At 63.0% G+C, this 22,837-nt stretch carries 18 protein-coding genes and 1 pseudogene; 12 read left to right on the forward strand and 7 right to left on the reverse strand.

Annotated features, from left to right (window positions below; genetic code table 11):
• Positions 1 to 38 precede the first annotated feature (38 nt).
• Genes V7650_RS12015 through V7650_RS12050 form a run of 8 tightly spaced genes read left to right on the forward strand, consistent with a single transcriptional unit; the run spans position 39 to position 9,747 of the window.
• The gene (locus V7650_RS12015; RefSeq protein WP_335656478.1) at positions 39 to 1,694 is read left to right on the forward strand and encodes an electron transfer flavoprotein-ubiquinone oxidoreductase; all 1,656 of its coding nucleotides are present in this window, start codon (positions 39 to 41) and stop codon (positions 1,692 to 1,694) included.
• Positions 1,615 to 3,351 (forward strand): tetratricopeptide repeat protein, encoded by a 1,737-nt coding sequence (locus tag V7650_RS12020; RefSeq protein ID WP_335656479.1) that lies wholly within the window; start codon positions 1,615 to 1,617, stop codon positions 3,349 to 3,351. The genes V7650_RS12015 and V7650_RS12020 overlap by 80 nt, the downstream gene beginning before the upstream one ends.
• 23 nt (positions 3,352 to 3,374) lie before the next feature.
• The gene (locus V7650_RS12025; protein WP_335656480.1) at positions 3,375 to 4,205 is read left to right on the forward strand and encodes a 4-(cytidine 5'-diphospho)-2-C-methyl-D-erythritol kinase; all 831 of its coding nucleotides are present in this window, start codon (positions 3,375 to 3,377) and stop codon (positions 4,203 to 4,205) included.
• Positions 4,202 to 4,930 carry an N-formylglutamate amidohydrolase gene (locus V7650_RS12030; protein WP_335656481.1) on the forward strand — a complete coding sequence of 243 codons (729 nt, stop codon included), beginning with the start codon at positions 4,202 to 4,204 and terminating at the stop codon, positions 4,928 to 4,930. Before V7650_RS12025 ends, V7650_RS12030 begins: the two co-directional genes overlap by 4 nt.
• Positions 4,931 to 4,981: 51 nt before the next feature.
• Positions 4,982 to 6,703, forward strand: coding sequence for a dihydroxy-acid dehydratase (gene ilvD / locus V7650_RS12035; protein WP_335656482.1), 1,722 nt, complete (start codon positions 4,982 to 4,984; stop codon positions 6,701 to 6,703).
• Entirely contained in the window at positions 6,684 to 7,127 is a 444-nt protein-coding gene (locus V7650_RS12040; RefSeq protein WP_335656483.1) for a hypothetical protein, read from the forward strand. The genes ilvD and V7650_RS12040 overlap by 20 nt, the downstream gene beginning before the upstream one ends.
• A gap of 29 nt (positions 7,128 to 7,156) precedes the next feature.
• Positions 7,157 to 8,539: an NAD(P)H-hydrate dehydratase gene (locus tag V7650_RS12045; protein WP_335656484.1), complete on the forward strand. Its 1,383-nt coding sequence runs from the start codon at positions 7,157 to 7,159 to the stop codon at positions 8,537 to 8,539.
• Positions 8,536 to 9,747 carry a class I SAM-dependent RNA methyltransferase gene (locus tag V7650_RS12050; RefSeq protein ID WP_335656485.1) on the forward strand — a complete coding sequence of 404 codons (1,212 nt, stop codon included), beginning with the start codon at positions 8,536 to 8,538 and terminating at the stop codon, positions 9,745 to 9,747. The genes V7650_RS12045 and V7650_RS12050 overlap by 4 nt, the downstream gene beginning before the upstream one ends.
• Here V7650_RS12050 and V7650_RS12055 read toward each other — a convergent pair.
• The 5 genes from V7650_RS12055 to V7650_RS12075 all read right to left on the reverse strand — a co-directional run bounded on the left by V7650_RS12055 (position 9,744) and on the right by V7650_RS12075 (position 14,441).
• Positions 9,744 to 10,175, reverse strand: coding sequence for an MAPEG family protein (locus V7650_RS12055; protein ID WP_335656486.1), 432 nt, complete (start codon positions 10,173 to 10,175; stop codon positions 9,744 to 9,746). The genes V7650_RS12050 and V7650_RS12055 overlap by 4 nt on opposite strands.
• Positions 10,176 to 10,201: 26 nt before the next feature.
• Entirely contained in the window at positions 10,202 to 10,630 is a 429-nt protein-coding gene (locus tag V7650_RS12060; RefSeq protein ID WP_335656487.1) for an MAPEG family protein, read from the reverse strand.
• 75 nt (positions 10,631 to 10,705) lie between these two features.
• The gene (locus V7650_RS12065; RefSeq protein WP_335656488.1) at positions 10,706 to 11,905 is read right to left on the reverse strand and encodes a type III PLP-dependent enzyme; all 1,200 of its coding nucleotides are present in this window, start codon (positions 11,903 to 11,905) and stop codon (positions 10,706 to 10,708) included.
• A gap of 147 nt (positions 11,906 to 12,052) precedes the next feature.
• Positions 12,053 to 13,222, reverse strand: a complete 1,170-nt coding sequence (locus V7650_RS12070; protein ID WP_335656504.1) for a carboxynorspermidine decarboxylase — start codon at positions 13,220 to 13,222, stop codon at positions 12,053 to 12,055.
• A 1-nt stretch (position 13,223) separates the two neighbouring features.
• Positions 13,224 to 14,441, reverse strand: coding sequence for a saccharopine dehydrogenase family protein (locus tag V7650_RS12075; protein WP_335656489.1), 1,218 nt, complete (start codon positions 14,439 to 14,441; stop codon positions 13,224 to 13,226).
• Between the two features lie 53 nt (positions 14,442 to 14,494).
• Between V7650_RS12075 and V7650_RS12080 the strand changes: the two genes are divergently transcribed.
• Positions 14,495 to 15,478 carry a threonine ammonia-lyase gene (locus tag V7650_RS12080; protein WP_335656490.1) on the forward strand — a complete coding sequence of 328 codons (984 nt, stop codon included), beginning with the start codon at positions 14,495 to 14,497 and terminating at the stop codon, positions 15,476 to 15,478.
• A gap of 362 nt (positions 15,479 to 15,840) precedes the next feature.
• On the opposite strand, the gene hemA is transcribed toward V7650_RS12080, so the two are convergent.
• Positions 15,841 to 17,061 (reverse strand): 5-aminolevulinate synthase, encoded by a 1,221-nt coding sequence (gene hemA / locus V7650_RS12085; protein WP_335656491.1) that lies wholly within the window; start codon positions 17,059 to 17,061, stop codon positions 15,841 to 15,843.
• Positions 17,062 to 17,178: 117 nt separating this feature from the next.
• Entirely contained in the window at positions 17,179 to 17,991 is an 813-nt protein-coding gene (gene murI / locus V7650_RS12090) for a glutamate racemase (RefSeq protein ID WP_335656492.1), read from the reverse strand.
• A 153-nt stretch (positions 17,992 to 18,144) separates the two neighbouring features.
• On the opposite strand from murI, the gene plsY reads away from it, so the two are divergent.
• The 3 genes and pseudogenes from plsY to topA all read left to right on the forward strand — a co-directional run bounded on the left by plsY (position 18,145) and on the right by topA (position 22,578).
• Positions 18,145 to 18,738, forward strand: a complete 594-nt coding sequence (gene plsY / locus V7650_RS12095) for a glycerol-3-phosphate 1-O-acyltransferase PlsY (protein WP_335656505.1) — start codon at positions 18,145 to 18,147, stop codon at positions 18,736 to 18,738.
• A gap of 58 nt (positions 18,739 to 18,796) precedes the next feature.
• Positions 18,797 to 19,854 (forward strand): annotated as a pseudogene (gene dprA / locus V7650_RS12100) (DNA-processing protein DprA).
• Between the two features lie 123 nt (positions 19,855 to 19,977).
• Positions 19,978 to 22,578: a type I DNA topoisomerase gene (gene topA, locus V7650_RS12105; protein WP_335656493.1), complete on the forward strand. Its 2,601-nt coding sequence runs from the start codon at positions 19,978 to 19,980 to the stop codon at positions 22,576 to 22,578.
• The last annotated feature ends 259 nt before the right edge of the window (positions 22,579 to 22,837 follow it).

Here is a 22,837-nt window from a genome sequence, read left to right on the forward strand (position 1 = left end):
TACAGAGTGATAAAAGCAAGAATTGTAGGAAAAGCGACATGAGTGAACGAGAGTCAATGCCTTATGATCTGGTGATAGTCGGTGGTGGTCCCGCCGGCCTCAGCGCAGCGATAAGGTTCAAGCAGCTGGCCGACGAAGCCGGCAAGGATCTCTCGGTCTGCATCCTGGAAAAGGGCTCCGAAGTCGGCGCGCACATCCTGTCCGGCGCGGTCATCGACCCCCGGGCGCTGGACGAGCTCGTCCCGGCCTGGCGCGACGAGGATTGTCCGCTGGCCCAGACACCGGTGACCGAAAACCATCACTGGGTGCTGACGAAGAAGAAGAAATTCTCCCTTCCCCATTTCATGACCCCCTCGTTCATGCACAACAAGGGCACCTATACGGGGTCGCTCGGCAACCTGTGCCGCTGGCTGGCCGAGCGCGCCGAGAATATGGGCGTGGAAATCTTCCCGGGCTTTGCCGCTGCCGAGATCCTCTACAATGAAGACGGTTCGGTCAAGGGCGTGGCGACCGGCGACATGGGCGTCGCCCGCGACGGCAGCCACAAGCCGGATTACCAGCCGGGCCTGGAACTGCACGCCAAATATACGTTCTTCGCCGAAGGCGCCCGCGGCAATCTGACCAAGATCCTGAAAAACCAGTTCGCGCTCGATGCCGACAGCGAGCCGCAGATCTATGGCCTCGGTGTCAAGGAACTGTGGGATATCGAACCGGCCAAGCACGAGCCGGGCCGGGTCATCCACACCCAGGGCTGGCCGCTGAGCGAAGGTGCCAACGGCGGCGGCTTTCTCTATCACCAGGCCGACAATCAGGTCGCGCTCGGCTTCGTCACCTGGCTCAACTATGAAAATCCCTATCTCTCGCCGTTCGAGGAAATGCAGCGCTGGAAGCTGCATCCGGAAATCCGCAAGATTCTGGAGGGCGGCAAGCGCGTCTCCTACGGCGCCCGCGCAATCAACGATGGCGGCTTCCAGGCCGTTCCGAAGCTCTATTTCCCGGGCGGCGCGCTGATCGGCTGTTCCGCCGGTTTCGTCAATGTGCCGCGGATCAAGGGTACGCACACCGCGATGAAGACCGGGATGATGGCTGCCGAAGCCGCCTATGAGGCAATCGTCGCCGACCGCTCGAGCGACGAGCTCGCCGCCTATGGCACCGCCTACGAGAACAGCTGGGTCCGCGAGGAACTGCGGGTGGTCCGCAACGTCCTGCCGGCGGTCGAGAAATATGGCGATTTCCTGGGAACAATCCTCTCGGGCATCTACATGTGGGCAGAACATCTCAAGATAAAATTGCCGTTCACGATGAAGCTTCACCCCGACTGGTCGCGCCTGAAGCGCGCCGAGCATTGCGAGAAGATCGTCTATCCCAAGCCGGATGGCGTGATTACCTTCGACCGCCTGTCCTCGGTGTTCCTGTCCAACACCAATCACGAGGAAGACCAGCCGGTTCACTTGCAGCTCAAGGATCCGTCGATCCCTGTCGACGTCAATCTGCCCGTCTTTGCCGGGCCCTCGGCTCGCTATTGTCCAGCCGGCGTCTACGAGTTTATCGAGGACGAGAACGGCAAGCCGAAATTCCAGATCAACGCGCAGAATTGCGTGCACTGCAAGACCTGTGATATCAAGGACCCGTCCCAGAACATCAACTGGGTCGTTCCCGAAGGAGGCGGAGGTCCCAATTATCCGAACATGTAGCCTCGCAATCTGCGGCCTTCTGCTGGCTGCCTCGCCGACCGCGTCGGCGCTGGCCAGCCGCGGAGACAGCAGCGCATCGCTGAACCGGTTCGTCGAGGCGCGGCTGGCGGAATCGTCGAACGAACGGCAGGCCGCGGCGTCGCTTTATGGCGAAAGCCTGAAGGAGCAGCCTGACAATGCGCTGCTGGCCGGCAAGGCCTATGCAAACGCGATCGAGGTCGGGGATTTCGACCTCGCTGTGAGGGCGGTTCGGGCGATGCAGGCGAACGGCGGCATCAACCCCGAAATGCCGCTGATTGTCTACGCCGATGCCTTTCTCCAGCGCGACTGGAACGGTGCCGACCTCGCCGTCGGCCAGGTGCGCAAGCTGGGTAATTTCGCCTTCATGGCTCCCTTCCTGGACGCCTGGCTGGACACCGCGCGGGGTGGCAATGCGACAGCCGCGCTGGCGCAGGCACAGGCTGACGATACCGCGCGATATTATCTCGAGGAACAACTCGTCCTGAACCGGCTGGCGACGCGGCGTGAAAGCGCGGCTCGGGATCTGCTGGCTGCGATTGTCGAGCGAAACGAGCCCCGCATGGCACCGGTGCGGATGATGGCCGTGCGCCATTTCTGGGCGCAGAACGACTCGGCAACGGCGATGGACCTGCTGAAAATGCGGGCCACCGGACCCGAACAGGTCCTGTTGCAGAAGATCGTGGCGGGGCAGAAAAATGGCGTTGCCGAAAAGGTCACGCCCGCCCTCGGACTGGCGTTTCTCTTTCAGCGGCTGTCCTCGGACATGGCGGTCCAGCGCGCCGAGTTCCTGTCACAGGTCATGGCCGTGGCCGGCATGCGGGTTTCCGGTTCCTCCGACTATGCCCATCTGACCCTCGGCCGGGTCTACGCGGTGGCCGAAAATCACCGGCTTGCGGAAGCCGAATTCTCACGGATCCCGCAGGAAAGTCCCTATTTCCTGGTCGGCTTGAGCTCGCAGATTTCCAGTCTCGTGGCAGCGGGCGAACATGACCAGGCGATCGCCCGTATCGAGCGGACCCTGGCGACCACGCCCGATCTGCCCGAACTTCATGTCATGAAGGGCCAGGCCCTGCAGGCACAGGGCGACAACAGGGCAGCCGCAGCCGCCTTCGAATCCGCGATCGCGCTGGCGGACAGTCTCGGCCGCTCGGATGCCCTCATGGCAAATTACTGGCTGGCCCTCGGCGGGGCGCAGGAACAGGCAGGCATCTGGCCGGACGGCTTGCAGTCGCTGCAAAAGGCCAACCAGCTGCTTCCCGATTCGCCGACCATCCTCAACTATCTCGGCTATGCGCAGCTCGAACGGCGCGAAAATCAGGACGAAGCGGTCGCCGCGATCCAGCGGGCGCACGCGCTGCGCTCGACCTCTCCGGCGATCACCGATTCGCTCGGTTGGGCCTATTATGTCACCGGTCAGCCCGAACGGGCCGTGTCCTATCTCGAAGATGCGCGCGAAGGCGAGCCACAGGATCCGACGATCAACGAGCATCTCGGCGATGCCTACTGGACCGTGGGCCGGCAGTATGAAGCCCGCTATGCGTGGAAATCCGCCCGGCTGTTTGCCCCGGAGGAGGATGAGCAGCGGCTCTCCAGCAAGATAGACTTGGGCCTGCGTCCCGATCTCGTCTCGCCCTGATGCCTGATCCGGTAAGGGGCGGTATGGACAGCGAAACCGCCTATGCAAAGGTAAATCTGGCGCTTCACGTCCGCAACCGCCTGCCGGACGGCTATCACGAGATCGAGACGATCTTCGCCTTTCTGGATCAGGGCGACCGGCTATCGGTGGCGCCGGGGGAGGGGATCGGTCTCGAGATCGAGGGGCCCTTCGCCGAAGGACTGAGCGCGACCGACAATCTTGTCCTGCGGGCAGCCGACCGGCTCGCCGCGCTGGCGGATGGCAAGCGGGGCGCACGCCTCCGTCTCGACAAGCGCCTCCCGGTGGCCTCGGGCATCGGTGGCGGATCGGCCGACGCTGCGGCAACCCTGCGACTGCTGAACCGGTTCTGGGGACTCGACCTGTCGTCCGACGCGCTCGCCGAAATCGCGGCGCCGCTCGGTGCGGATGTTCCCGCCTGTCTCGTCAGTCACACCTGCCGGGGCACCGGCATTGGCCAGGATCTGACGATGATAACCGGCGATGACCTGCGCGATTGCACCGTCCTGCTGGTCAACCCGCTGGTGCCGGTGTCGACCGCAGCAATATTCGCGGCTTGGGATGGCATCGACCGCGGTCCGCTGGCACAGGGCGACATCCTGCCGGCGGCGCAAAGCGGCAGGAACGATCTCCAGCAACCGGCGGTCACGCTGGTTCCGATATTGACAGATGTGCTGGCCCTGCTCGAAGAATGTCAGCCGTTGATCGGCCGCATGTCCGGGTCGGGCGCGACCTGCTTTGCGGTGTTTGACTCGATGGACGCGGCCGAACGGGCGGAGCAGCATTGCCGTTCGGCGATGGGCGAAATCTGGACGATGAGAGGACGGTTCCGATGACCGAGGCTTTTGAAATATGCGGCGTTCCCTCCGAAGGCGGCGTGCTGATCGTCGCGGACCATGCCTCCAATCATGTGCCGGATGATATTGACCTGGGAATATCGCCGCAATTTCTGAATGATCATATTGCCTTTGATCCAGGCACCGCCCCGATAGCGCGCCTGATGACCGAGAGCAGCGGCTATCTCGCAATTCTCGCTTCGGCGTCGCGGCTGGTCGTCGACCTCAACCGCTTTGCCGATGAACCGTCCGCGATTCCAGAGCGCAGCGACGGGGTGGAGATTCCCGGCAATCGGCTCACCGAAGAGCAGCGCGAAGCGCGGATGGGCCGCTTCTTCTGGCCCTATCATGACCGGATCGACTCGCTGATCGCCGATCTCAAGCCGGCATTGGTGCTCTCCCTCCACAGCTTCACGCCCGCCCTTCGCAGCAATCCCCGCCTTGTCCGGCCGTGGGATATGGGCATTTTGTACAACGAATATGAGACCGCTTCCCGTCTGGCACTGCAGTTTCTCGACAAGGAAGGGATGCTGAATGTCGGCGACCAGCTGCCCTATTCCGGCAAGCAGCTGAACGCGACCATGGACCAGCACTGCGAACCCGTCGGGCAGCCCTATTTCGGTGCGGAATTGCGCCAGGACCTGATCATGGAACCGGACGGCCAGCGCCGTTTCGCTGATATTTTATTGCGTACTTGCGATAAAATAAGAACGGCCCTTGCTTAACCGGCGGAGTTTTGGAAGGGACGGTCCGAAAATACCATATTGGAAGCCAGAATGACCAACAGATTCGATAAAGCCCGTCTGCCAAGCCGCCACGTCAGCGTCGGACCCGAGCGCGCACCGCAGCGCAGCTATTATTATGCCATGGGAATGACCGAAGAGGATATCGCGAAGCCCTTCGTCGGTATTGCTTCTGCCGGCAACGACAGCGCGCCCTGCAACACCCTGCTCGACGGTCAGGCGGATATCGCCCGTGAAGGCGTGATCGAGGCCGGAGGTACCCCCCGCCGCTTCAACACCATCACCGTCACCGATGGCATCGCCATGGGCCACCAGGGCATGAAGGCTTCGCTGGTCTCTCGCGAAGTCATCGCCGACAGCGTCGAGCTCAGCGTTCGCGGCCACTGCTATGACGCGGTCATCGGCTATGCCGGCTGCGACAAGAGTCTGCCCGGCATGATGATGGCGATGCTGCGGCTCAACGTGCCGTCTATCTTCGTCTACGGCGGGTCGATCCTTCCCGGCCGGTTCCACGACCAGGACGTGACCGTGGTCGACGTGTTCGAAGCGGTTGGCCAGCACAGCGCCGGCAATTGTCCGTTGCAGGAACTGATCGAGCTGGAAAAGGTCGCCTGTCCCGGCCACGGCGCCTGCGGCGGCCAGTTTACCGCCAACACCATGGCCTGCGTCGCCGAGGCGATCGGCCTGTCGCTGCCGAACAGCAACATGGCGCCGGCTCCCTATGAAACCCGCGACGACATGGCGCGGGCGGCGGGCCGCCAGATCATGAACCTGATCGAGCTCAATTTGCGGCCGCGCGATATCTGCACGAAGGATGCCTTCATCAACGCCGCGCGCGTCGTCGCCGCCACCGGCGGATCGACCAATGCCGCGCTGCACCTGCCGGCGATGGCCAGCGAGGCCGGTATCGACTTCGACCTGTTCGACGTCGCCGAAATCTTCAAGACCACGCCCTATCTGGCGGACCTGAAGCCGGGCGGTAAATATGTCGCCAAGGACATGCACGCGGCGGGCGGCGTCTACATGCTGATGAAGACGATGATGGACAACGGCCTGATCAAGGGCGACTGCATCACCGTGACCGGCAAGACGCTCGGCGAGAATATCGAGGAAATCACCTGGAACCCCGACCAGAAGGTGATCTATGATGTCCAGAACGCGATAACCCCGACCGGCGGCGTGGTCGGCCTGCGCGGCTCGCTGGCACCGGAGGGCGCGATCGTCAAGGTTGCCGGCATGGCGCGGCTGCAGTTCCACGGCCCGGCCCAGGTCTTCGAATGCGAGGAAGACGCCTATGCCGCTGTCCAACAGCGCCAGATCAAGGAAGGCGCAGTGATCGTCATTCGCAACGAGGGGCCAAAGGGCGGTCCCGGCATGCGCGAAATGCTGGCCACCACGGCTGCGCTTTACGGCCAGGGCATGGGCGAAAAGGTCGCCTTGATCACCGATGGCCGATTCTCCGGCGGTACCCGCGGATTTTGCATCGGCCATGTCGGTCCCGAAGCTGCCGACGGTGGCCCGATCGGTCTGATAGAGGACGGCGACCTGATCAATATCGATGCCGTTGCCGGGATCATCGATCTGGAGGTCGACGAGGCCATATTGGCAGAGCGCCGCAAGAAGTTCGTCCGCCGCGAAACCGATTATGGATCGGGCGCGCTGTGGCGCTATGCCCAGAATGTCGGTCCCGCCTATCAGGGCGCTGTGACCCACCCGGGAGCGAAGGCAGAAAAAAATGTCTATGCGGATATTTAACATTGTCGCTCTGACGCTGGCATTGACTGCCTGCGAAAACCGGCCCGACAATGCCGTACTGGCCGAGGCGGAAGAACGGGCCGCGGAAAAGGCCGGCGACGACGGAAAGATCGAATGCGCCATCGACGGTGCCAGCGATTTCGGCCGCGACTGCTTGACCGAGCGGTTGAGCGGAGAGGGCGGAGTGACCATGATCATCCGGCATCCCGACGGCGGATTTCGGCGCTTCAACGTGCTCACCGATGGCCGCGGGCTGGAAGCCGCCGACGGATTTGACCAGGCGAATATTGCGCTCGTCGAGGACGGCAAGATCCTGGTCACGGTCGGCCCCGACCGTTATCTGCTGCCGGCGCAGGTCAAGAGCGCGCCGAAGTCCGCCGGGGCCGCCGCTGCGGACGATGATCCGGCGCAAAGCGGAAACTAGAGGCGAGCTTGCTCAATCACGGCAACATCTTGACCGCCGCTGAGATGCAGCAGGCGGAACGGTCCGTTATCGCCGCCGGAACCTCGGTCGAAGAACTGATGCGCCGGGCCGGGCAGGGGGCCGCGCAGATGATCTGGCGCATCGCCGCAGACATGCCGACCCTGATAGTCTGCGGTCCCGGCAACAACGGCGGCGACGGCTATGTGATCGCGCAATGGCTGCGGGAAAAAGGCGTCGACGTCACGGTCGCGGCACCGCTGGAACCGCAGACCGAGGCTGCCCGCCATGCCCGATCCCTGTGGTCCGGCTCGACGGTCGCTCTGAAAGACGCCCGACCGGCTCCACAATTCATCGACTGCCTGTTCGGCACCGGCCTCACCCGCGCCGTCGGCGACGACTGGTTCGGCCCGTTCTGCCGCCTGTTCGCCGGCGCCAGACGGCGGGTGGCGATCGATCTGCCGAGCGGCGTCGAATCCGATCACGGCACCCTGCTCAACGACATCGGCCAATATGACGCCACGATCGCGCTCGGTGCCTTCAAGCCGTCCCACTTTATCGAACCCGCCCGCTCGAAGATGGGCAGTCTGGTCGGCATCGATATCGGCATCACCGCGGACAGCGACCTGCGGATCCTGCCTCGGCCACGACTGTCCGGTCCGACCGCTCAGGACCACAAATATAGCCGCGGGCTGGTCGCGGTGGTCGCCGGCGCCATGCACGGCGCCGCCCGGCTCACCGCCATGGCCGCCCAGAAATCCGGTGCGGGCTATGTCAAGATCGTCGCTGCCCCCGGCTTCGCCGCGCCGCATCCCAGCATCGTGGTCGAAACGGTCAGCGACCCGGCCGAACTGCAAAGCAAGCTGTCCGGCAAGCGAATCTCCGCCATCGTCATCGGCCCGGGACTCGGCCGCGATGACCGGTCGAGGGCGCTGCTCGACGGCGCTCTGGCCGCCGATGCGCCGCTGGTGATCGACGCCGACGCGCTGACCCTCGCGGGATCGCGCTATGGCGATCGGGTCCGGGAGCGCTCGGCCGCAACCGTCGCCACGCCCCATGCCGGCGAATTTGCCGGGCTGGTCCGCGAAGGCCTGCAGCACCGGATCGACGACAGCCGCGCCCTCGCGGTCCGGTCCGCCAGCACGATCCTGCTCAAGGGCCCCGACACGGTGATCGCCAGCCCCGACGGCCCATGCTCGATATCCGCGACATCCTGCCCCTGGCTGTCCACCGCCGGCACCGGCGACGTGCTCGCCGGAATCATCGCAAGCCGCTTGGCAACGGGGGCCGGTGGCTATAAGGCAGCCTGCGAAGGCCAGTGGCTGCACAGCCGTGCAGCGACGCTGGCCGGCCCCGCCTTCACGCCGGAAATGCTGGTCGACCAGCTCCCCGCCACCCTGCAGGAATGTCTATGACCGCGACCCCCGACCCCGACCTGATCCTGCGCGTCGCCGCCAAGGGCGACGGCGTCACCGCCGACGGCCGCCATGTTGCCTTTTCCGCGCCGCTCGACCGGCTCAGCGACGACGGCGGCCTGATCCGCGGCCCGCATCATGTCGACGCGCCGTGCCAGCATTTCCGCACCTGCGGCGGCTGCAGCCTGCAGCATCTCGATGGCGAAAGCTATGCCCGCTTCCTGACCGAACGGGTGGCCTATGCGCTCGAAGGCCAGGGGCTCGAGGCGGAGCAACTGCACGCGCCCTGGGTTGCGCAACCGAAATCGCGGATCCGCGCCAGCCTGCGCGCCGCCCGTCTCGGCGACCAGTTCAAGCTCGGCTTCAGCAGCGCCGGCAGCCACCGGATCGTCGATCTCAGGCAATGCGAGATCATGGTACCCGAGCTGTTCGCCCTGCTCGCACCGCTGCGGGCCTTTCTCAAATCCGCCGCCCGGCGCAAGCATGACATGAATATCGAGATGACGCTGGTCGACCAGGGCATCGACCTGCTGATCAGCAATTACGAGCCCGAAGGCCTCGAACAGCGCGAGGCCCTGTCCGCCTTCGCCAAGACCCACGGGCTGGCGCGCCTGTCGGTCGACGGCGGCTATGGCCCGGAAACCCAGTGGGAACCGGAGCCGGTTACCGTCACGCTCGGCGCCGCCGCGGTCGCCTTTCCCCACAGCGGCTTTCTCCAGCCGACCCGCGAGGGCCAGCAGGTGCTGGTGTCGGCGATGCGCGACGCGGTCGGCGATGCCCGGATCGTCGCCGACCTGTTCGCCGGGCTCGGCACCTTCACGCTCGCTCTCGCCGATGACCAGAAAGTCTACGCCGCGGAAGGCGCGCGCGATGCCATTGGCGCGCTCAAAATGGCCGCCAACCACTCCACCCGCCAGATTTTCTGCGAGCATCGCGACCTGTTCCGACGCCCGCTCAGCGCCGAGGAACTGAACCGCTTCGACGCCGTCATCCTCGACCCGCCGCGCGCCGGTGCCCGCGAACAGATCCTCCAGCTGGCCCAGTCCGAAGTCGCGAAAATCTGCTATATCAGCTGCAATCCCGCCAGCTTCGCCCGCGATGCCAAGCAGCTGTGCGACGCCGGCTACAGGCTCCGCCAGGTCTGGCCGATCGGCCAGTTCCTGTGGTCAACCCATGTCGAGATCGTCTCCAGCTTCAGCCGCGACTAGTGAAAGACGGCAATCGCCGCGTGGATGGCGAGAGCGATGATGCACAGGCTCGACAAGGCGAACAGCGCGAAGCGGATGATCACCCGGTTGATCGTGACCTGGACCAGGCTGTGCAGCACGCGCAGGCCGACATAGGCCCAGGCGATGGTCAGGTTGAGACCATGGTCCTGCCCGGCCAGGATCAGCACCACGCAGACCGCATAGAACAGGGTCGGCTCGGCCAGCAGATGGTTGTAATTATGCGCCTTCCACTGGGTTTCCGGCGGCAGCAGGTCGTCCAGGTCCCCGCCCTTGCCGCCGACCAGATTGGCGGTGTCGATCTTCGCCTTGTTCATCGCCGGAATGCGCGTGACATACATCCACAGCCAGATCAGCATCGTCCACATTATCAGCGCAACCATCGGCTGCAGCAACAGGCTCGTTTCCATGATATTCCCTCCCTTATGTTATTTTTCTAGAGCAGCGTAACCCACAGCGCGTTGACCGCCATGACCAGCAGGCAGATGGTCGAGGCGAGGAACAGCAGGAAGCGGACATTGACCAGATTGACGGTCGCCTGCCAGATGCTGTGAATGATCCGGATGATCACATAGCCCCAGGCCAGGTAGAGATTCATGCCGTGGCCGGCGCCAGCGATCGCCAGGATCATCACCGTCGCGTAGAACAGCGTCGGCTGCTCCATCAGATGGGTGTAATTGTGCGACTTCCACGCCACCTTGTCGGGCAGCCGCGGATCGATGTCGGGACCACGACCGCCGGGCTTCTCGCCCACATCGATACCCAGCTTCTTGGCAGCAGGAAGCCGTGTCCCCGCCATCCAGAACAGCATGATCAGTGACCAGATCACCAGCACGGACGCCGGCGCCAAAATTGCAATCTCCATGATTTCCATCCCCCCAAAGTCGGGAAGAAATTGCGTCAGTTGAATCCGATTGTCAATTGCAACCTAGTTGCCGACTCAGATGCGCGGAAAGGACACCACATTGTCGCGGTCCGAACGGTCGAGATTGTCGCCGACATAGAGGCTCGCCATCGGTTCGTCGGTGACATCATATTCTTCGCTGCTGCCATAGCCGTTGAACTTGGTCCGCATCGCCGATCCATAGGCGCCGATCATGCCGATCTCGATATAATCGCCGGCCTTGATCGTGTCGGGCAGGTTGAACGGTCCCGCCATGAAATCCATGTCGTCGCAGGTCGGGCCGTAGAAGCTGAAACCGCTGGTCGTGGCATCCTCCGGATCGGCACCGATCAGCCGGACGGGAAAGCGCCAGCCGATATGGGCGGCATCGAACAAGGTGCCATAGGCGCCGTCGTTGATATAGAGCTCGGTTCCCCGCCGCCGTTCGACCTTGACCACCAGCGAGCTATATTCGGCGGACAGGGCCCGGCCCGGCTCGCACCACAGTTCGGCGGAATAGCTGACCGGCAAGTCCTCGAACGTACGGTCGATGGCGGTGAAATAATGGTTGAGCGACACCGGTTCCAGGTCGGGATAGATGGACGGAAAACCACCGCCGACATTGACGATGTCCACGGTCACCGATGCGGCGACAATCGCCGCGCGGACGCGTTCCAGCGCATGCACATAGGCGAGCGGCGTCATCGCTTGGCTGCCGACATGGAAGCAGATACCGAGACTGTCGGCCCGCTGCCGGGCGCGCTGCAGCAGTTCCGCCGATTCATCGACATCGATGCCGAATTTCGCGGCCAGGCTGATTTCGGCAAATTCCGATGCCACCCGGATGCGCACGCACAGGGTCAGGTCCTCGGCCAGTTCGGTGCCGAGCTCGATCTTTTCCAGTTCCTCGATGCTGTCGAGCGAGAAAATCCGCACGCCATGGTCGCGATAGGCCTCGCGGATCGACGCCAGCTGCTTGACCGGGTTCATATAGCAAAGCGTCGCCTCGGGCAGGGCCGCGCGCACCTGGCGGACTTCGTCGATCGAAGCCACGTCAAAATGGGTGATGCCTTCTTCCCAAAGCAGCTGCAGCAATGCCGGCGATGGATTCGCCTTTACCGCATACAGGGCTTTGCCGGGAAACTGGTCGATGAAATAGCGCGCAGCACGACGGGCGGCATGCGGACGATTCAACAGGACTGGAATATCCGGGCTTAGAGCGTTGGTAAGCTCCTCGGCTTCATGGTAGATGTGCAACTCAAGGGACCCCCTTATAGGCTAAGATCGATTGAGCTGCCTTGCGGAAACGCAAGCGACCATGGGGCAGCAAGGCGCGGCTATATTGCCACTGATCCGGTCTGTAAAGACCCGATGCTTGTTAAATGCTGAACAAACCAAAAAATTTTAGCTGAGCCGGTCGCGGAATGCGGTCCAGTCGAACGACCGGACGCAACTCAGCGTGTCGCTTTCGCTGTTCCACAACCAGATCGCGGGCAGCGGCACGCCGTTGAACGTGTTGGTCTTGACCATCGAATAATGCGCCTGGTCAAGAAAGGCGATGCGCTGCCCGGCATGAGGCTCCTCGGGCAGGATATAGTCGCCGATAATATCCCCCGCCAGGCAGCTCGGGCCGCCCAGTCGTATCACCGGACCTTCGCTGCCTTCGTGGAGCATGGCCGGACGGTAGGGCGCCTCGATCACGTCGGGCATATGACAGGTCGCCGAGATATCGGTAATGCCAATCGGCATGCCGTTGTCGAACACATCCAGAATCTCGCCCACTAGGATGCCGGCATCGAGCGCCACGGCTTCGCCCGGTTCCAGATAGATGTCACAGCCGGTCCGGGCCTTCAGTTCCTTCAGGAAACCGACCAGCGCATCGCGGTCATAATCATCCCGCGTGATGTGGTGGCCGCCGCCGAGATTGATCCATTTCAATGTCTCAAAATGCGGAGCCAGCACCGGCTCGATCTTGCCCCAGGTCTGCGCCAGCGCATCGAAACCCTGTTCGCAGAGGTTGTGGAAATGGACGCCCGACAGATGCCGGAAATCTTCCGGCTGCAACTGGCTAACCGGATAGCCGAGACGGCTGTGCGGCTGGCTCGGATCATATTTTGCTGTCTCGCCCAGCGCGATTTCCGGGTTGATCCGCAGCCCGAGATCGCAGGTCGCTAGCGCGGATTTCATGTCGGCATCGCCGATCCACCGCGCCAGCTGCGCCGGATTGTTGAAGGTGATATGTTCCGAAATCGCGGACAGCTCGCGCAGGTCGTCAGACTTGTAGGCCGGCGAATAGCTGCTGATCGGTCCCGTGAAGCATTGCTTGGCTAGCCGTGCCTCCCACAGGCCGGACGCACAATAGCCATCCAGATATTTGTCGATCAGCGGCGCCAGCGACCACATCGAAAAGGCTTTCAGCGCCAGCAATATTTTGGCTCCAGACCGCGTCTTGATGTCTGCCAGTATTTCGAGATTGCGGCGCACCGCAACCTCGTCGACGACAAAGGCGGGCGATGGCACCCGGCTCAGGTCAAAATGCGCAAACGCGCCGGGATCGCCAGCCTTGGTCTCCATTTCAGAAGGCCAGGTGAGCTTCCAGTTCTTCCAGCGTCCATGGCAGGCCATGCTGGTTCAGCATCTCCATGAACGGGTCGGGATCAAATTCCTCCATGTTGAACACGCCCTTGCCCTGCCACTGGCCGGACAGCATCATCGCCGCGCCGATCATCGCCGGCACGCCGGTGGTATAGCTGACCCCTTGGTTGCCGGTTTCCTCATAGGCCGCTTCGTGGCTGCAGATATTCTTGACGTACAGCGTCTTCTCCACGCCGTCCTTCACGCCGGTCGCGATGACCCCGATATTGGTGTTGCCCTTGGTCGTCTCGCCGAGGCTGGCCGGTTCAGGCAGCACCGCTTTCAGGAACTGCAGCGGAATGATCTCGCGGCCTTCGTACATCACCGGGTCGATCCGGGTCATGCCGACATTCTGCAGCACCGCCAGATGGGTCAGATAGGCATCGCCAAAGGTCATCCAGAATCGAATCCGCTGGATTTCCGGCAGATGCGTTTTGAGGGATTCGATTTCCTCGTGATACATCAGGTACATGTTCTTCGGGCCGACCGCCTCGAAATCAAACTCCTGCTTCTGGGTCAGCGGCGGGCCTTCGACCCACTCGCCCTTTTCCCAGTGCCGCGAATTGGCGGTCACTTCCCGGATATTGATCTCGGGATTGAAATTGGTCGCAAAATGCTGCCCGTGATCGCCGCCGTTGCAGTCGAGAATGTCGAGCGTGTCGATCCGGTCGAAATGATGCTTCTTCAGCCAGCAGGTAAAGACGCTGGTCACGCCGGGGTCAAAGCCGGAGCCGAGCAGCGCCATGATTCCCGCATCCTTGAAACGGTCGTGATAGTCCCACTGCCACTTATATTCGAACTTCGCCTCGTCGCGCGGTTCGTAATTGGCGGTGTCCAGATAGTCGGTCCCGGTCGCCAGGCAGGCATCCATGATCGGCAGATCCTGATAGGGCAGCGCCAGATTGACCACCAGATCGGGCTTCTCCCGCTCGATCAGCGCCGTCAGCGCCGGCACGTCATCGGCATCGATCTGTGCTGTCGTGATGGCAACGCCGGTGCGCTGCTTGACCGATTCGGCGATCGCATCGCATTTCGACAGCGTCCGGCTGGCCAGCAGAATCTCGCCGAACGTGCCATTTCCTGCCGCGATCAGCTGCGCCATCTTGTGCACCGCCACCGAACTGACGCCGCCTGCGCCGATTACCAATATCTTGCTCATGTTTTTCACTCTAAATGCTGGAGAAACGAGAATACCGCATATAGGGAGACACCATGACAGAGCAACACCTGATGGACCCGAAACGTCAACCCGGTTTGGCCGGAGTCGAGCGCGCGGCAGAGAAAATAGCAGCCATCCTGCCCCCCACACCCCTGTTGCCGATGGAGTTTGATGGCCGGACGATCTGGTGCAAGGCAGAATGCCTGCAGCCGATTGGCGCCTTCAAGATTCGCGGGGGCTGGCACCGACTGACCGACCTCACCGACGACCAGCGACCGCGCGGCGTCGTCGCTTTTTCCAGCGGCAATCACGCACAGGGCGTCGCCTGGGCGGCACGGCGTCTGGGTATCCCGGCGATCATTGTGATGCCGGAGGACGCTCCCAGGGCCAAGCTCGACAACACGCGCGCGCTGGGTGCCGAAGTCGTCACCTACGACCGGATGGGCGGTTCGCGCGAACAGCTGGCCGCCGATCTCGCGGCAAAGACGGGCGCCGTGGTGGTCCCGAGTTTCGATGATCCGTGGATTGTCGAGGGGCAGGGCAGCTGCGGCCTGGAAATCCGCCAGCAGATGCAGGCGCTGACCGGTGCCGAGCCCGACCAGCTGGTCATCTGCTGCGGCGGTGGCGGTCTCGCCTCCGGCTCCGCGCTGGCCAATCCCGATGCCCGGATCGTCGTGGTCGAACCGGAAGGCTGGGATGACATGGCCCGCTCGCTCGCGGCCGGGTCGATCGTCCCGGTCGGCGACAATCCGCCCGCCACCGAATGCGACGCGTTGCAAACTATGCGCGTCGCCCCGATTACCTTTGACATTCTCAAGGCCCGCGATGCCACCGGCCTGTCCGTGACACGGGAAGAAGTGCACCACGCGATGCGGGTTGCGTTCGCGAAACTGCATCTGCTCCTGGAACCGGGCGGAGCGGTGGCGCTGGCTGCGATCCTCTCCGGCAAGCTGCCCCTGACCGATCGCACCGCCATCACCCTGTCCGGGGGCAATGTCGACAATAAGCTGTTCGCGAGCATCATCGCAGGCGGCTAGCGACTGATTGCCCTTTTCCCACTTCGACTTTGAGAATTTGTCCCCCTGCGAAAGCAGGGGCCCATCTCCCGCCCTTGCGCCTGCACCCGCTGGCGGAAAACTGGCCCGTCGGGCCAGCCAAACCACCCGCCTGCGATCTTGCGAAGCAACATGAACTGGAATCACGCGAAGCCGCGAAGCCGCTAAGGCCGGAAAAAGGAACAATTCTTTGCGCCTTCGCGCCTTCGCGCGAGTCCAAAGCCCGGTACGACAGATGGCGTTTGCAGACGCCGGAGATACCCGAACGCCTGTCAGGCAATGTTCTGGTTAAAAGCGCAATTGGCCGGAAGCCGCACGGGCCTGGACTGGAGTTACCCCAGAAATCAGGCCGCGATCGCCAGTTCCATGTCCATCCGGCTCCAGATTTCGACCAGCGCCTTGGTCAGGTCGACCATCATTTCTTCGCTATGGGCCGGGCCGGGCGTGAAGCGCAGCCGCTCGGTGCCGCGAGGCACGGTGGGATAGTTGATCGGCTGCACGTAGACGCCATATTCGGCGAGCAGGATGTCGCTGATTTTCTTGGCCTTGATCGGATCCCCGACCTGCAGCGGCACGATATGGGTCGATGAGTCCATGACCGGCAATCCGGCATTGGCAAACAGGTCCTTGAGCGTCTGCGCCGCCGCCTGCTGCCCGTCCCGCTCGGCGGTCGACTGCTTGAGATGGCGGATGCTGGCCAGCGCGCCGGCGACCAGGACGGGCGACAGGCTGGTCGTGAAAATGAAACCGGGCGCATAGGAGCGGATGACGTCGACGATCTTCTGGTCGGCCGCGATATAGCCGCCCATGACGCCGACCGCCTTGGCCAGCGTGCCTTCGACGATGGTCAGCCGGTGGGCCGCGTCGTCGCGTTCCGAAATGCCGCCGCCGCGCTTGCCGTACATGCCGACCGCGTGGACCTCGTCGCAATAGGTCAGGGCATTATATTTGTCGGCCAGATCGCAGATGTCATGGATTTGCGCGACATCGCCGTCCATCGAGTAGATGCTTTCGAACGCGATCAGCTTCGGCACTTCCGGATCCTCGGCGGCCAGTAATTCCTCGAGATGCTCGAGATCATTGTGCCGGAACACGCGCTTCTCGCAGCCGCTGTTCTTGATCCCGGCGATCATCGAAGCGTGGTTGAGCTCGTCGGAAAAGATGATGCAGCCCGGCAGGATCTTGGTCAGCGTCGACAGCGTCGCCTCGTTCGACACATAGCCGGAGGTGAACAGCAGCGCGCCGGACTTGCCGTGCCAGTCGGCCAGCTCGCGTTCGAGCTGGATATGATAATGGGTGTTGCCGCCGATATTGCGGGTGCCGCCGGAACCGGCGCCAACGTCGTGCAGCGCCTCTTCCATCGCGGCAATGACGTCGGGATGCTGGCCCATCGCCAGATAGTCGTTGGAGCACCAGACGGTGACCGGTTGCGGGCCGTTGTGGTGCGCGAAGCAGCGGGCATTGGGAAAAGCGCCCTTGTTGCGCAAAATATCGATAAAGACCCGGTAACGGCCTTCTGCATGCAGCCGGTCAATCGCCTGAGAAAAAATCTTGTCGTAGTCCACTATGTCACCAAATCCTGCGTCAAATCTGTTCTTGCGGTCTTCTTGGCAAGCCCCTTAGCGGCCTTTTCCCACTATTTCCAGCGAGAACCGCTCGCAATAAGCTGGGACATCAAGGGGCTATAGCTTTTCGAACCGCCGAATGCCGAATTTTTTGAAGGCCGGGCGATAGGCGGCGGCGGCCGACACGTCGCCCGTGGTCACGAAGATTCCGTCCGGCTTCGTCGCCGGCCAGGCGCTGTCGCGGGTGAGATAGGCCACCCGGCGGGCGATGCCCTCGGCGCCGTCGATGAAGTCGATGGGGCGGGGCGCCGCGACGGCCAGCTCCGCGCGTAGCAGCGGGAAATGGGTGCAGGCAAGAATGACCGTGTCCATCCGGTCGCCGTCCGGCTGGTCGAGCAGACCCGCCAGCGCCGCCGCGATGGTGCCGGTATCGACCGGCTCGCCGCGCAGCTTGGCTTCCGCCGCATAGACCAGTTCCGGCGCCGCATGGCGCAGCAGGATCTTGTCGGCGGCAAAGTCTGCGGCCAGCCGGTCGACATAGGGCTGCCGGATCGTCGCGCGTGTGCCGAGCAGGCCGATCACCCCCGTCCGGCTCGTCTGGCCGGCCGGCTTGATCGCCGGCACGGTGCCGACCACCGGGATGTCGAGCGCCGAACGGACATGGTCGAGGGCAATGGTCGAGGCGGTGTTGCAGGCGATCGTCGCCAGCTGCGGCCGGTAGCGCTCGACCAGCCGGCCAAGCAGCGCCGGTATCCGCGCCGACAGCTCTGCCTCGGACTTCATGCCATAGGGCAGGCCGGCATAGTCCGCGGCGTAGACGATCGGTGCGTTCGGCAGCAGCTTGATCGTTTCGGCAAGGACCGACAGGCCGCCGACACCGGTATCGAAGAACAGCAGGGGAGGGCATGCGCCGGTCGTGGTTTCGCTCATGTCCTGCCCATAGCGAGAAGTGCATGGCAACGGCAACCGCTTCGGTTCGTCTGACAGGCGTTTGCCCTTGGCCGGTTTTTGAAACGAGATGCTTGCTCATTGCCAGCGGGAAATATAGCGCATGCGAAACAAGGGGTAATTTTTGTGCAGTCTATGTGGGTTGAACCGATACTGGCGTTGTTGTGCGGCTATTTGCTGGGTTCGGTCCCGTTCGGACTGCTGCTGACCCGCATGTCCGGCGGCGGCGACCTGCGCCAGATCGGGTCGGGCAATATCGGCGCCACCAATGTCCTGCGCACCGGCAACAAGGGCCTTGCGGCGCTGACCTTGCTGCTCGACTTCGCCAAGGGCTATGCCGCGGTCGTCATCGCGCTGCAGATATCGCCGGGCCTCGGCGTGCTGGCCGGTCTGGGGGCGTTTCTCGGCCATATCTATCCGGTCTGGCTGCGGTTCCAGGGCGGCAAGGGCGTGGCGACGCTGATGGGCGTTGTTGCTGCACTGATCCCCGTGGCAGGATTGATATTTGCGGTCACATGGCTTGGTGCGCTGGCCCTTTGGCGCTATTCCTCGGTCGGAGGCATGCTCGCTGCCGTATCGGTACCGATCGCCGCGTTCGTTCTGGGGGAATATGCCATGATGCCGATGTTCATCGGTCTCGCGCTGCTGGTCTTGTGGAAACACCGCTCGAATATCGAACGGCTGATCGCGGGCGAAGAACCGAAAGTCGGGTCGACGAAAAAGGCCTGACGGCAATGGGGTAAGCCAGGCGGATTTTGATCGGCTCCGGCTCGTCCGGTCCGAGAATATCGGTCCGATTAGCTATCGCCAACTGATCCGCAGATATGGCACGGCGGCGCGCGCGCTGGCGGCCATTCCCGAGCTTGCGGCACGCGGCGGCGGTCGCCCGCCCCGGATTGCCGCGGCCGACCGGATCAGCGCCGAACTGCGCGCCATCGAAAGACTCGGTGCCGGGCTGCTGTTTCTCGGCGACCCCGCCTATCCCGCGCTGCTGGCCGAAATTTCAAACCCGCCGCCGGTCCTTCTGTGGCTCGGTCGTCTGGATATGCTGGCTCGCCCGGCGGTTGCGATGGTCGGTGCCCGCAACGCCTCTGCGGCAGCCTGCCGCTTCGCGCACCGCCTTTCCGGTGAGCTGGCCGACGCTGGTGTCGCGGTTGTGTCCGGACTGGCCAGGGGAATCGATACGGCAGCGCACCGCGGCGCACTGCCCACGGCAACGCTCGCGGTCATTGCAGGCGGCCTGGATATCTTCTATCCGCCGGAAAATGAACTGCTCCAGCGAGAGATCGCGGCGTCCGGTTTGCTGCTGGCCGAGCAACCCCCCGGCACCGAACCGCGCGCCCGGCACTTTCCCTACCGCAACCGGATCATTGCCGGCATGGCCTGTGGCACGGTCGTGGTCGAGGCGGCGCCCCGATCGGGCTCGCTGATCACGGCGCGGCTCGCGGCGGAGGCCGGCCGACAGGTGATGGCCGTTCCCGGATCGCCGCTCGATCCGCGATCAAGAGGATGCAACATGCTGATCCGGGATGGCGCCAACCTGATCCAGTCGGCAGACGATATTCTGGAATTGATCCGCCCTTTCGATGATCGTGTGGAAGCGGGAAGAGGGCGTTCGGAACTGGCTGACGAGGAGGATGATAGCCGGATTGGCGAAATCCGGGACGGGGAGGAACCGGAGCGCGCGGCGGTCATCGACTTGCTGGGCATGGCGCCGGTTTCGGTCGATGAGCTGGTCCGGCAGTCCGGACAGACGCCTTCGGCCGTGCATCTGCGTTGCTCGAACTGGAACTCGCCGGACGGCTGAACCGTCATGCCGGCGCGCGGGTCAGCCTGTACGGATGAGCGGATCGGGCCTCGCCGATTTGCGATCGCCATTGACAAAAATATTCATTCAGGGCCTTGACCTGAGGGCAATCCCTGTCACAGCCTCGCGCACATACGTGAGAAACATGAAAATCGGAACTTATGCAGCTAGTTATCGTCGAGTCGCCCGCCAAGGCCAAAACCATTGAAAAATATCTGGGATCGGATTTCAAGGTGCTGGCCTCCTACGGCCATATTCGCGACCTGCCGCCAAAGGATGGATCGGTAGATCCGGACGACGGTTTCGCCATGACCTGGCAGAATTACGGCGACAAGACCAAGCAGCTCAAGGCGATCACCGACGAATCCAAGAAGGCCACGCGCCTGATTCTCGCGACCGACCCTGACCGCGAAGGGGAGGCGATCAGCTGGCACGTGCTGGAAGTGCTGCGCGCCAAGAAGGCGCTGCCGGAAAAGGTGGACCGGGTCACGTTCAACGCCATCACCAAGGAAGCGGTGACGGCCGCGATGGCGCACCCGCGGGAGCTGGATGAGGATCTGATCGACGCCTATCGGGCGCGCCGCGCGCTCGACTATCTGGTCGGATTCACCCTGTCGCCCGTGCTCTGGCGCAAGCTGCCGGGGGCCAAGTCGGCAGGCCGGGTGCAATCGGTCTCGCTGCGGCTGATCGTCGAGCGAGAACGCGAAATCGAGGCGTTCCGGCCGCAGGAATATTGGTCGGTCACGGCCCAGATGGAGCAGGCCGGTCAGGCCTTCGAGGCGCGGCTGACCATCCATGACGGCAACAAGCTTGGCAAGATGGATCTGGCGGACGAGAGCCAGGCTATGCTGGCGAAGACAGCGGTCGAGAATGGACTGTTCACGATCGAGACGGTCGAGACCAAACCGCTGACCCGCAACCCGCCGCCGCCCTTCACCACCTCGACCCTGCAACAGGAAGCGGCGCGCAAGCTTGGCTATTCCGCCAGCCACACCATGCGCATCGCCCAGCAGCTCTACGAAGACGGCGCGATCACCTATATGCGGACCGACGGCGTGCAGATGGACGGCAGTGCCATCTCGGCGGCGCGCAAGGCGATCGCTGACCGCTATGACGCCAGCTATGTTCCGGACAGCCCGCGCATCTACAAGACCAAGGCCAAGAATGCCCAGGAAGCGCATGAAGCGATCCGGCCGACCAGCTTCACCAAGACCAGCGTCGGCAGCGGCGACCATGCCAAGCTCTACGATCTCATCCTGAAGCGGGCCATGGCCAGCCAGATGGCGTCCGCCAGGCTCGAACGCACCACGGTGGAGATGCTCGACGGGACTGGAAAGACGGGTCTGCGTGCCAATGGCCAGGTTGTGAAGTTCGCTGGGTTTCTGGCGCTCTACGAGGAAGGCCGCGATGACGACAAGGACGATGACGGCGGCTTGCTGCCGGCCATGTCCAAGGGCGACAGCCCGGCCAAGAAGGCCGTCGATGCCATCCAGCATTTCACCCAGCCACCACCGCGCTACAGCGAAGCCAGCCTGGTCAAGAAGATGGAAGAACTGGGCATCGGCCGCCCATCGACCTACGCCTCGATCATCAAGACGCTCAAGGATCGGGCCTATGTCCGGATCGAGAAGAACCGCTTCTTTGCAGAAGAGAGCGGGCGCCTCCTGACCGGCTTTCTCGAGCGCTTCTTCGACCGCTATGTCGCCTATGACTATACAGCCGGGCTCGAGGATGAGCTGGACGAAGTCAGCGGTGGACGCGCGCAATGGCAGGCAATTCTGGAGGCCTTCTGGCACGACTTCAAACCGAAGACCGTGGAAGTGATGGAAAAGCTGCCGTCTGAAGTGACCGCGGAGCTCGACATATTTCTCGAGCCCTATCTGTTTCCCGAAAAGGAAGACGGCAGCGATCCCCGGCTTTGCCCGCGTTGCAACGAAGGCAAGCTGGCCCTGCGCGGCGGTCGCTTCGGCGCCTTCGTCGCCTGTTCCAACTATCCGGAATGCAAGTTCACCCGGCGCTTCGCGCAGGGCGGCGGTGCCAATGCCGACGAGGACGAAGGCCCGCAGGAACTCGGTGTCGATCCGGACAGCGACGAAAAAATCACCAGGAAGGTCGGCCGTTTCGGACCTTATGTCGAAAAGGGCGAGGGCAAGGAAGCCAAGCGCTCGTCGATTCCCAAGGATATTCCGGCGGAAGATTTCGGACTGGAATGGGCGGTCAAGCTCCTGTCCCTGCCCCGTGAAGTGGGAATCCACCCGGAATCCGGCGAACCGGTAATGGCGCAAATTGGCCGCTATGGCCCCTATCTGAGCCACAATGGCAAATCGGCCAGCCTCGAAAACACCCAGGAAGTTTTCGAAATCGGCATGAACGCCGCCGTTGCCAAGCTTGCCGATGCAGCGAAAAGTGGCGGTCGCGGGCGCGGCAAGATGGAGCCGCTCAAGATCATGGGCGCGCACCCCCGCACCGAGGCCGAGATCAAGCTGATGGATGGTCGCTTTGGCCCCTATGTCACCGACGGCACGACCAACGCTTCGCTGCCGAAAACCGTCGACAAGGACCAGCTCACGCTCGAAGAAGCGGCGCAGCTGATCGACGATCGCGCCGCCAAGGGTCCCGCTAAGAAGCGGGCGAAGAAAGCGGCACCGAAGAAGAAGGCACCGGCCAAGAAAAAGCCGGCTGCGAAGAAGAAACCTGCGGCAAAGAAGCCGGCCGCCAAGAAGGCTCCGGCAAAAGCGAAAGCGAAAGCGAAAGCGGAATAAGCCGGGGAAGGGGTGCCGGTTGGCGACCGACCACCCGTCGTCTTTCTGGAGACACCCCGTTCAGCATTCCTTCTCCCGTGAGGGAGAAGGACGCGAAGACTTGGCAGCTTGCTGCCTAGTCGTAGCTGGATGAGGGTGTTCTGCGCTTCGAAGCGCAGAACACCCTCATCCAACGCCGCCTAATACCAAGCTGCGCTGAGGCTGACTCACTTTCGGGATTCCCAAACCGGTGAAAGTATGAATCTATGGCATCCTTCAT

Origin of the sequence: Parasphingorhabdus sp. (assembly GCF_036964565.1) — a bacterium.
Lineage (GTDB): Bacteria > Pseudomonadota > Alphaproteobacteria > Sphingomonadales > Sphingomonadaceae > Parasphingorhabdus.

What these genes read in the sequence shown, in the direction of transcription:
- V7650_RS12015 (WP_335656478.1), top strand. Translation starts at nt 39, where the DNA reads ATGAGTGAACGAGAGTCAATGCCTTATGATCTGGTGATAGTCGGTGGT.
- V7650_RS12025 (WP_335656480.1), top strand. Translation starts at nt 3,375, where the DNA reads ATGGACAGCGAAACCGCCTATGCAAAGGTAAATCTGGCGCTTCACGTC.
- V7650_RS12030 (WP_335656481.1), top strand. Translation starts at nt 4,202, where the DNA reads ATGACCGAGGCTTTTGAAATATGCGGCGTTCCCTCCGAAGGCGGCGTG.
- ilvD (WP_335656482.1), top strand. Translation starts at nt 4,982, where the DNA reads ATGACCAACAGATTCGATAAAGCCCGTCTGCCAAGCCGCCACGTCAGC.
- V7650_RS12040 (WP_335656483.1), top strand. Translation starts at nt 6,684, where the DNA reads ATGTCTATGCGGATATTTAACATTGTCGCTCTGACGCTGGCATTGACT.
- V7650_RS12050 (WP_335656485.1), top strand. Translation starts at nt 8,536, where the DNA reads ATGACCGCGACCCCCGACCCCGACCTGATCCTGCGCGTCGCCGCCAAG.
- V7650_RS12055 (WP_335656486.1), bottom strand. Translation starts at nt 10,175, where the DNA reads ATGGAAACGAGCCTGTTGCTGCAGCCGATGGTTGCGCTGATAATGTGG.
- V7650_RS12060 (WP_335656487.1), bottom strand. Translation starts at nt 10,630, where the DNA reads ATGGAGATTGCAATTTTGGCGCCGGCGTCCGTGCTGGTGATCTGGTCA.
- V7650_RS12070 (WP_335656504.1), bottom strand. Translation starts at nt 13,222, where the DNA reads ATGGAGACCAAGGCTGGCGATCCCGGCGCGTTTGCGCATTTTGACCTG.
- V7650_RS12075 (WP_335656489.1), bottom strand. Translation starts at nt 14,441, where the DNA reads ATGAGCAAGATATTGGTAATCGGCGCAGGCGGCGTCAGTTCGGTGGCG.
- V7650_RS12080 (WP_335656490.1), top strand. Translation starts at nt 14,495, where the DNA reads ATGACAGAGCAACACCTGATGGACCCGAAACGTCAACCCGGTTTGGCC.
- murI (WP_335656492.1), bottom strand. Translation starts at nt 17,991, where the DNA reads ATGAGCGAAACCACGACCGGCGCATGCCCTCCCCTGCTGTTCTTCGAT.
- plsY (WP_335656505.1), top strand. Translation starts at nt 18,145, where the DNA reads ATGTGGGTTGAACCGATACTGGCGTTGTTGTGCGGCTATTTGCTGGGT.
- topA (WP_335656493.1), top strand. Translation starts at nt 19,978, where the DNA reads ATGCAGCTAGTTATCGTCGAGTCGCCCGCCAAGGCCAAAACCATTGAA.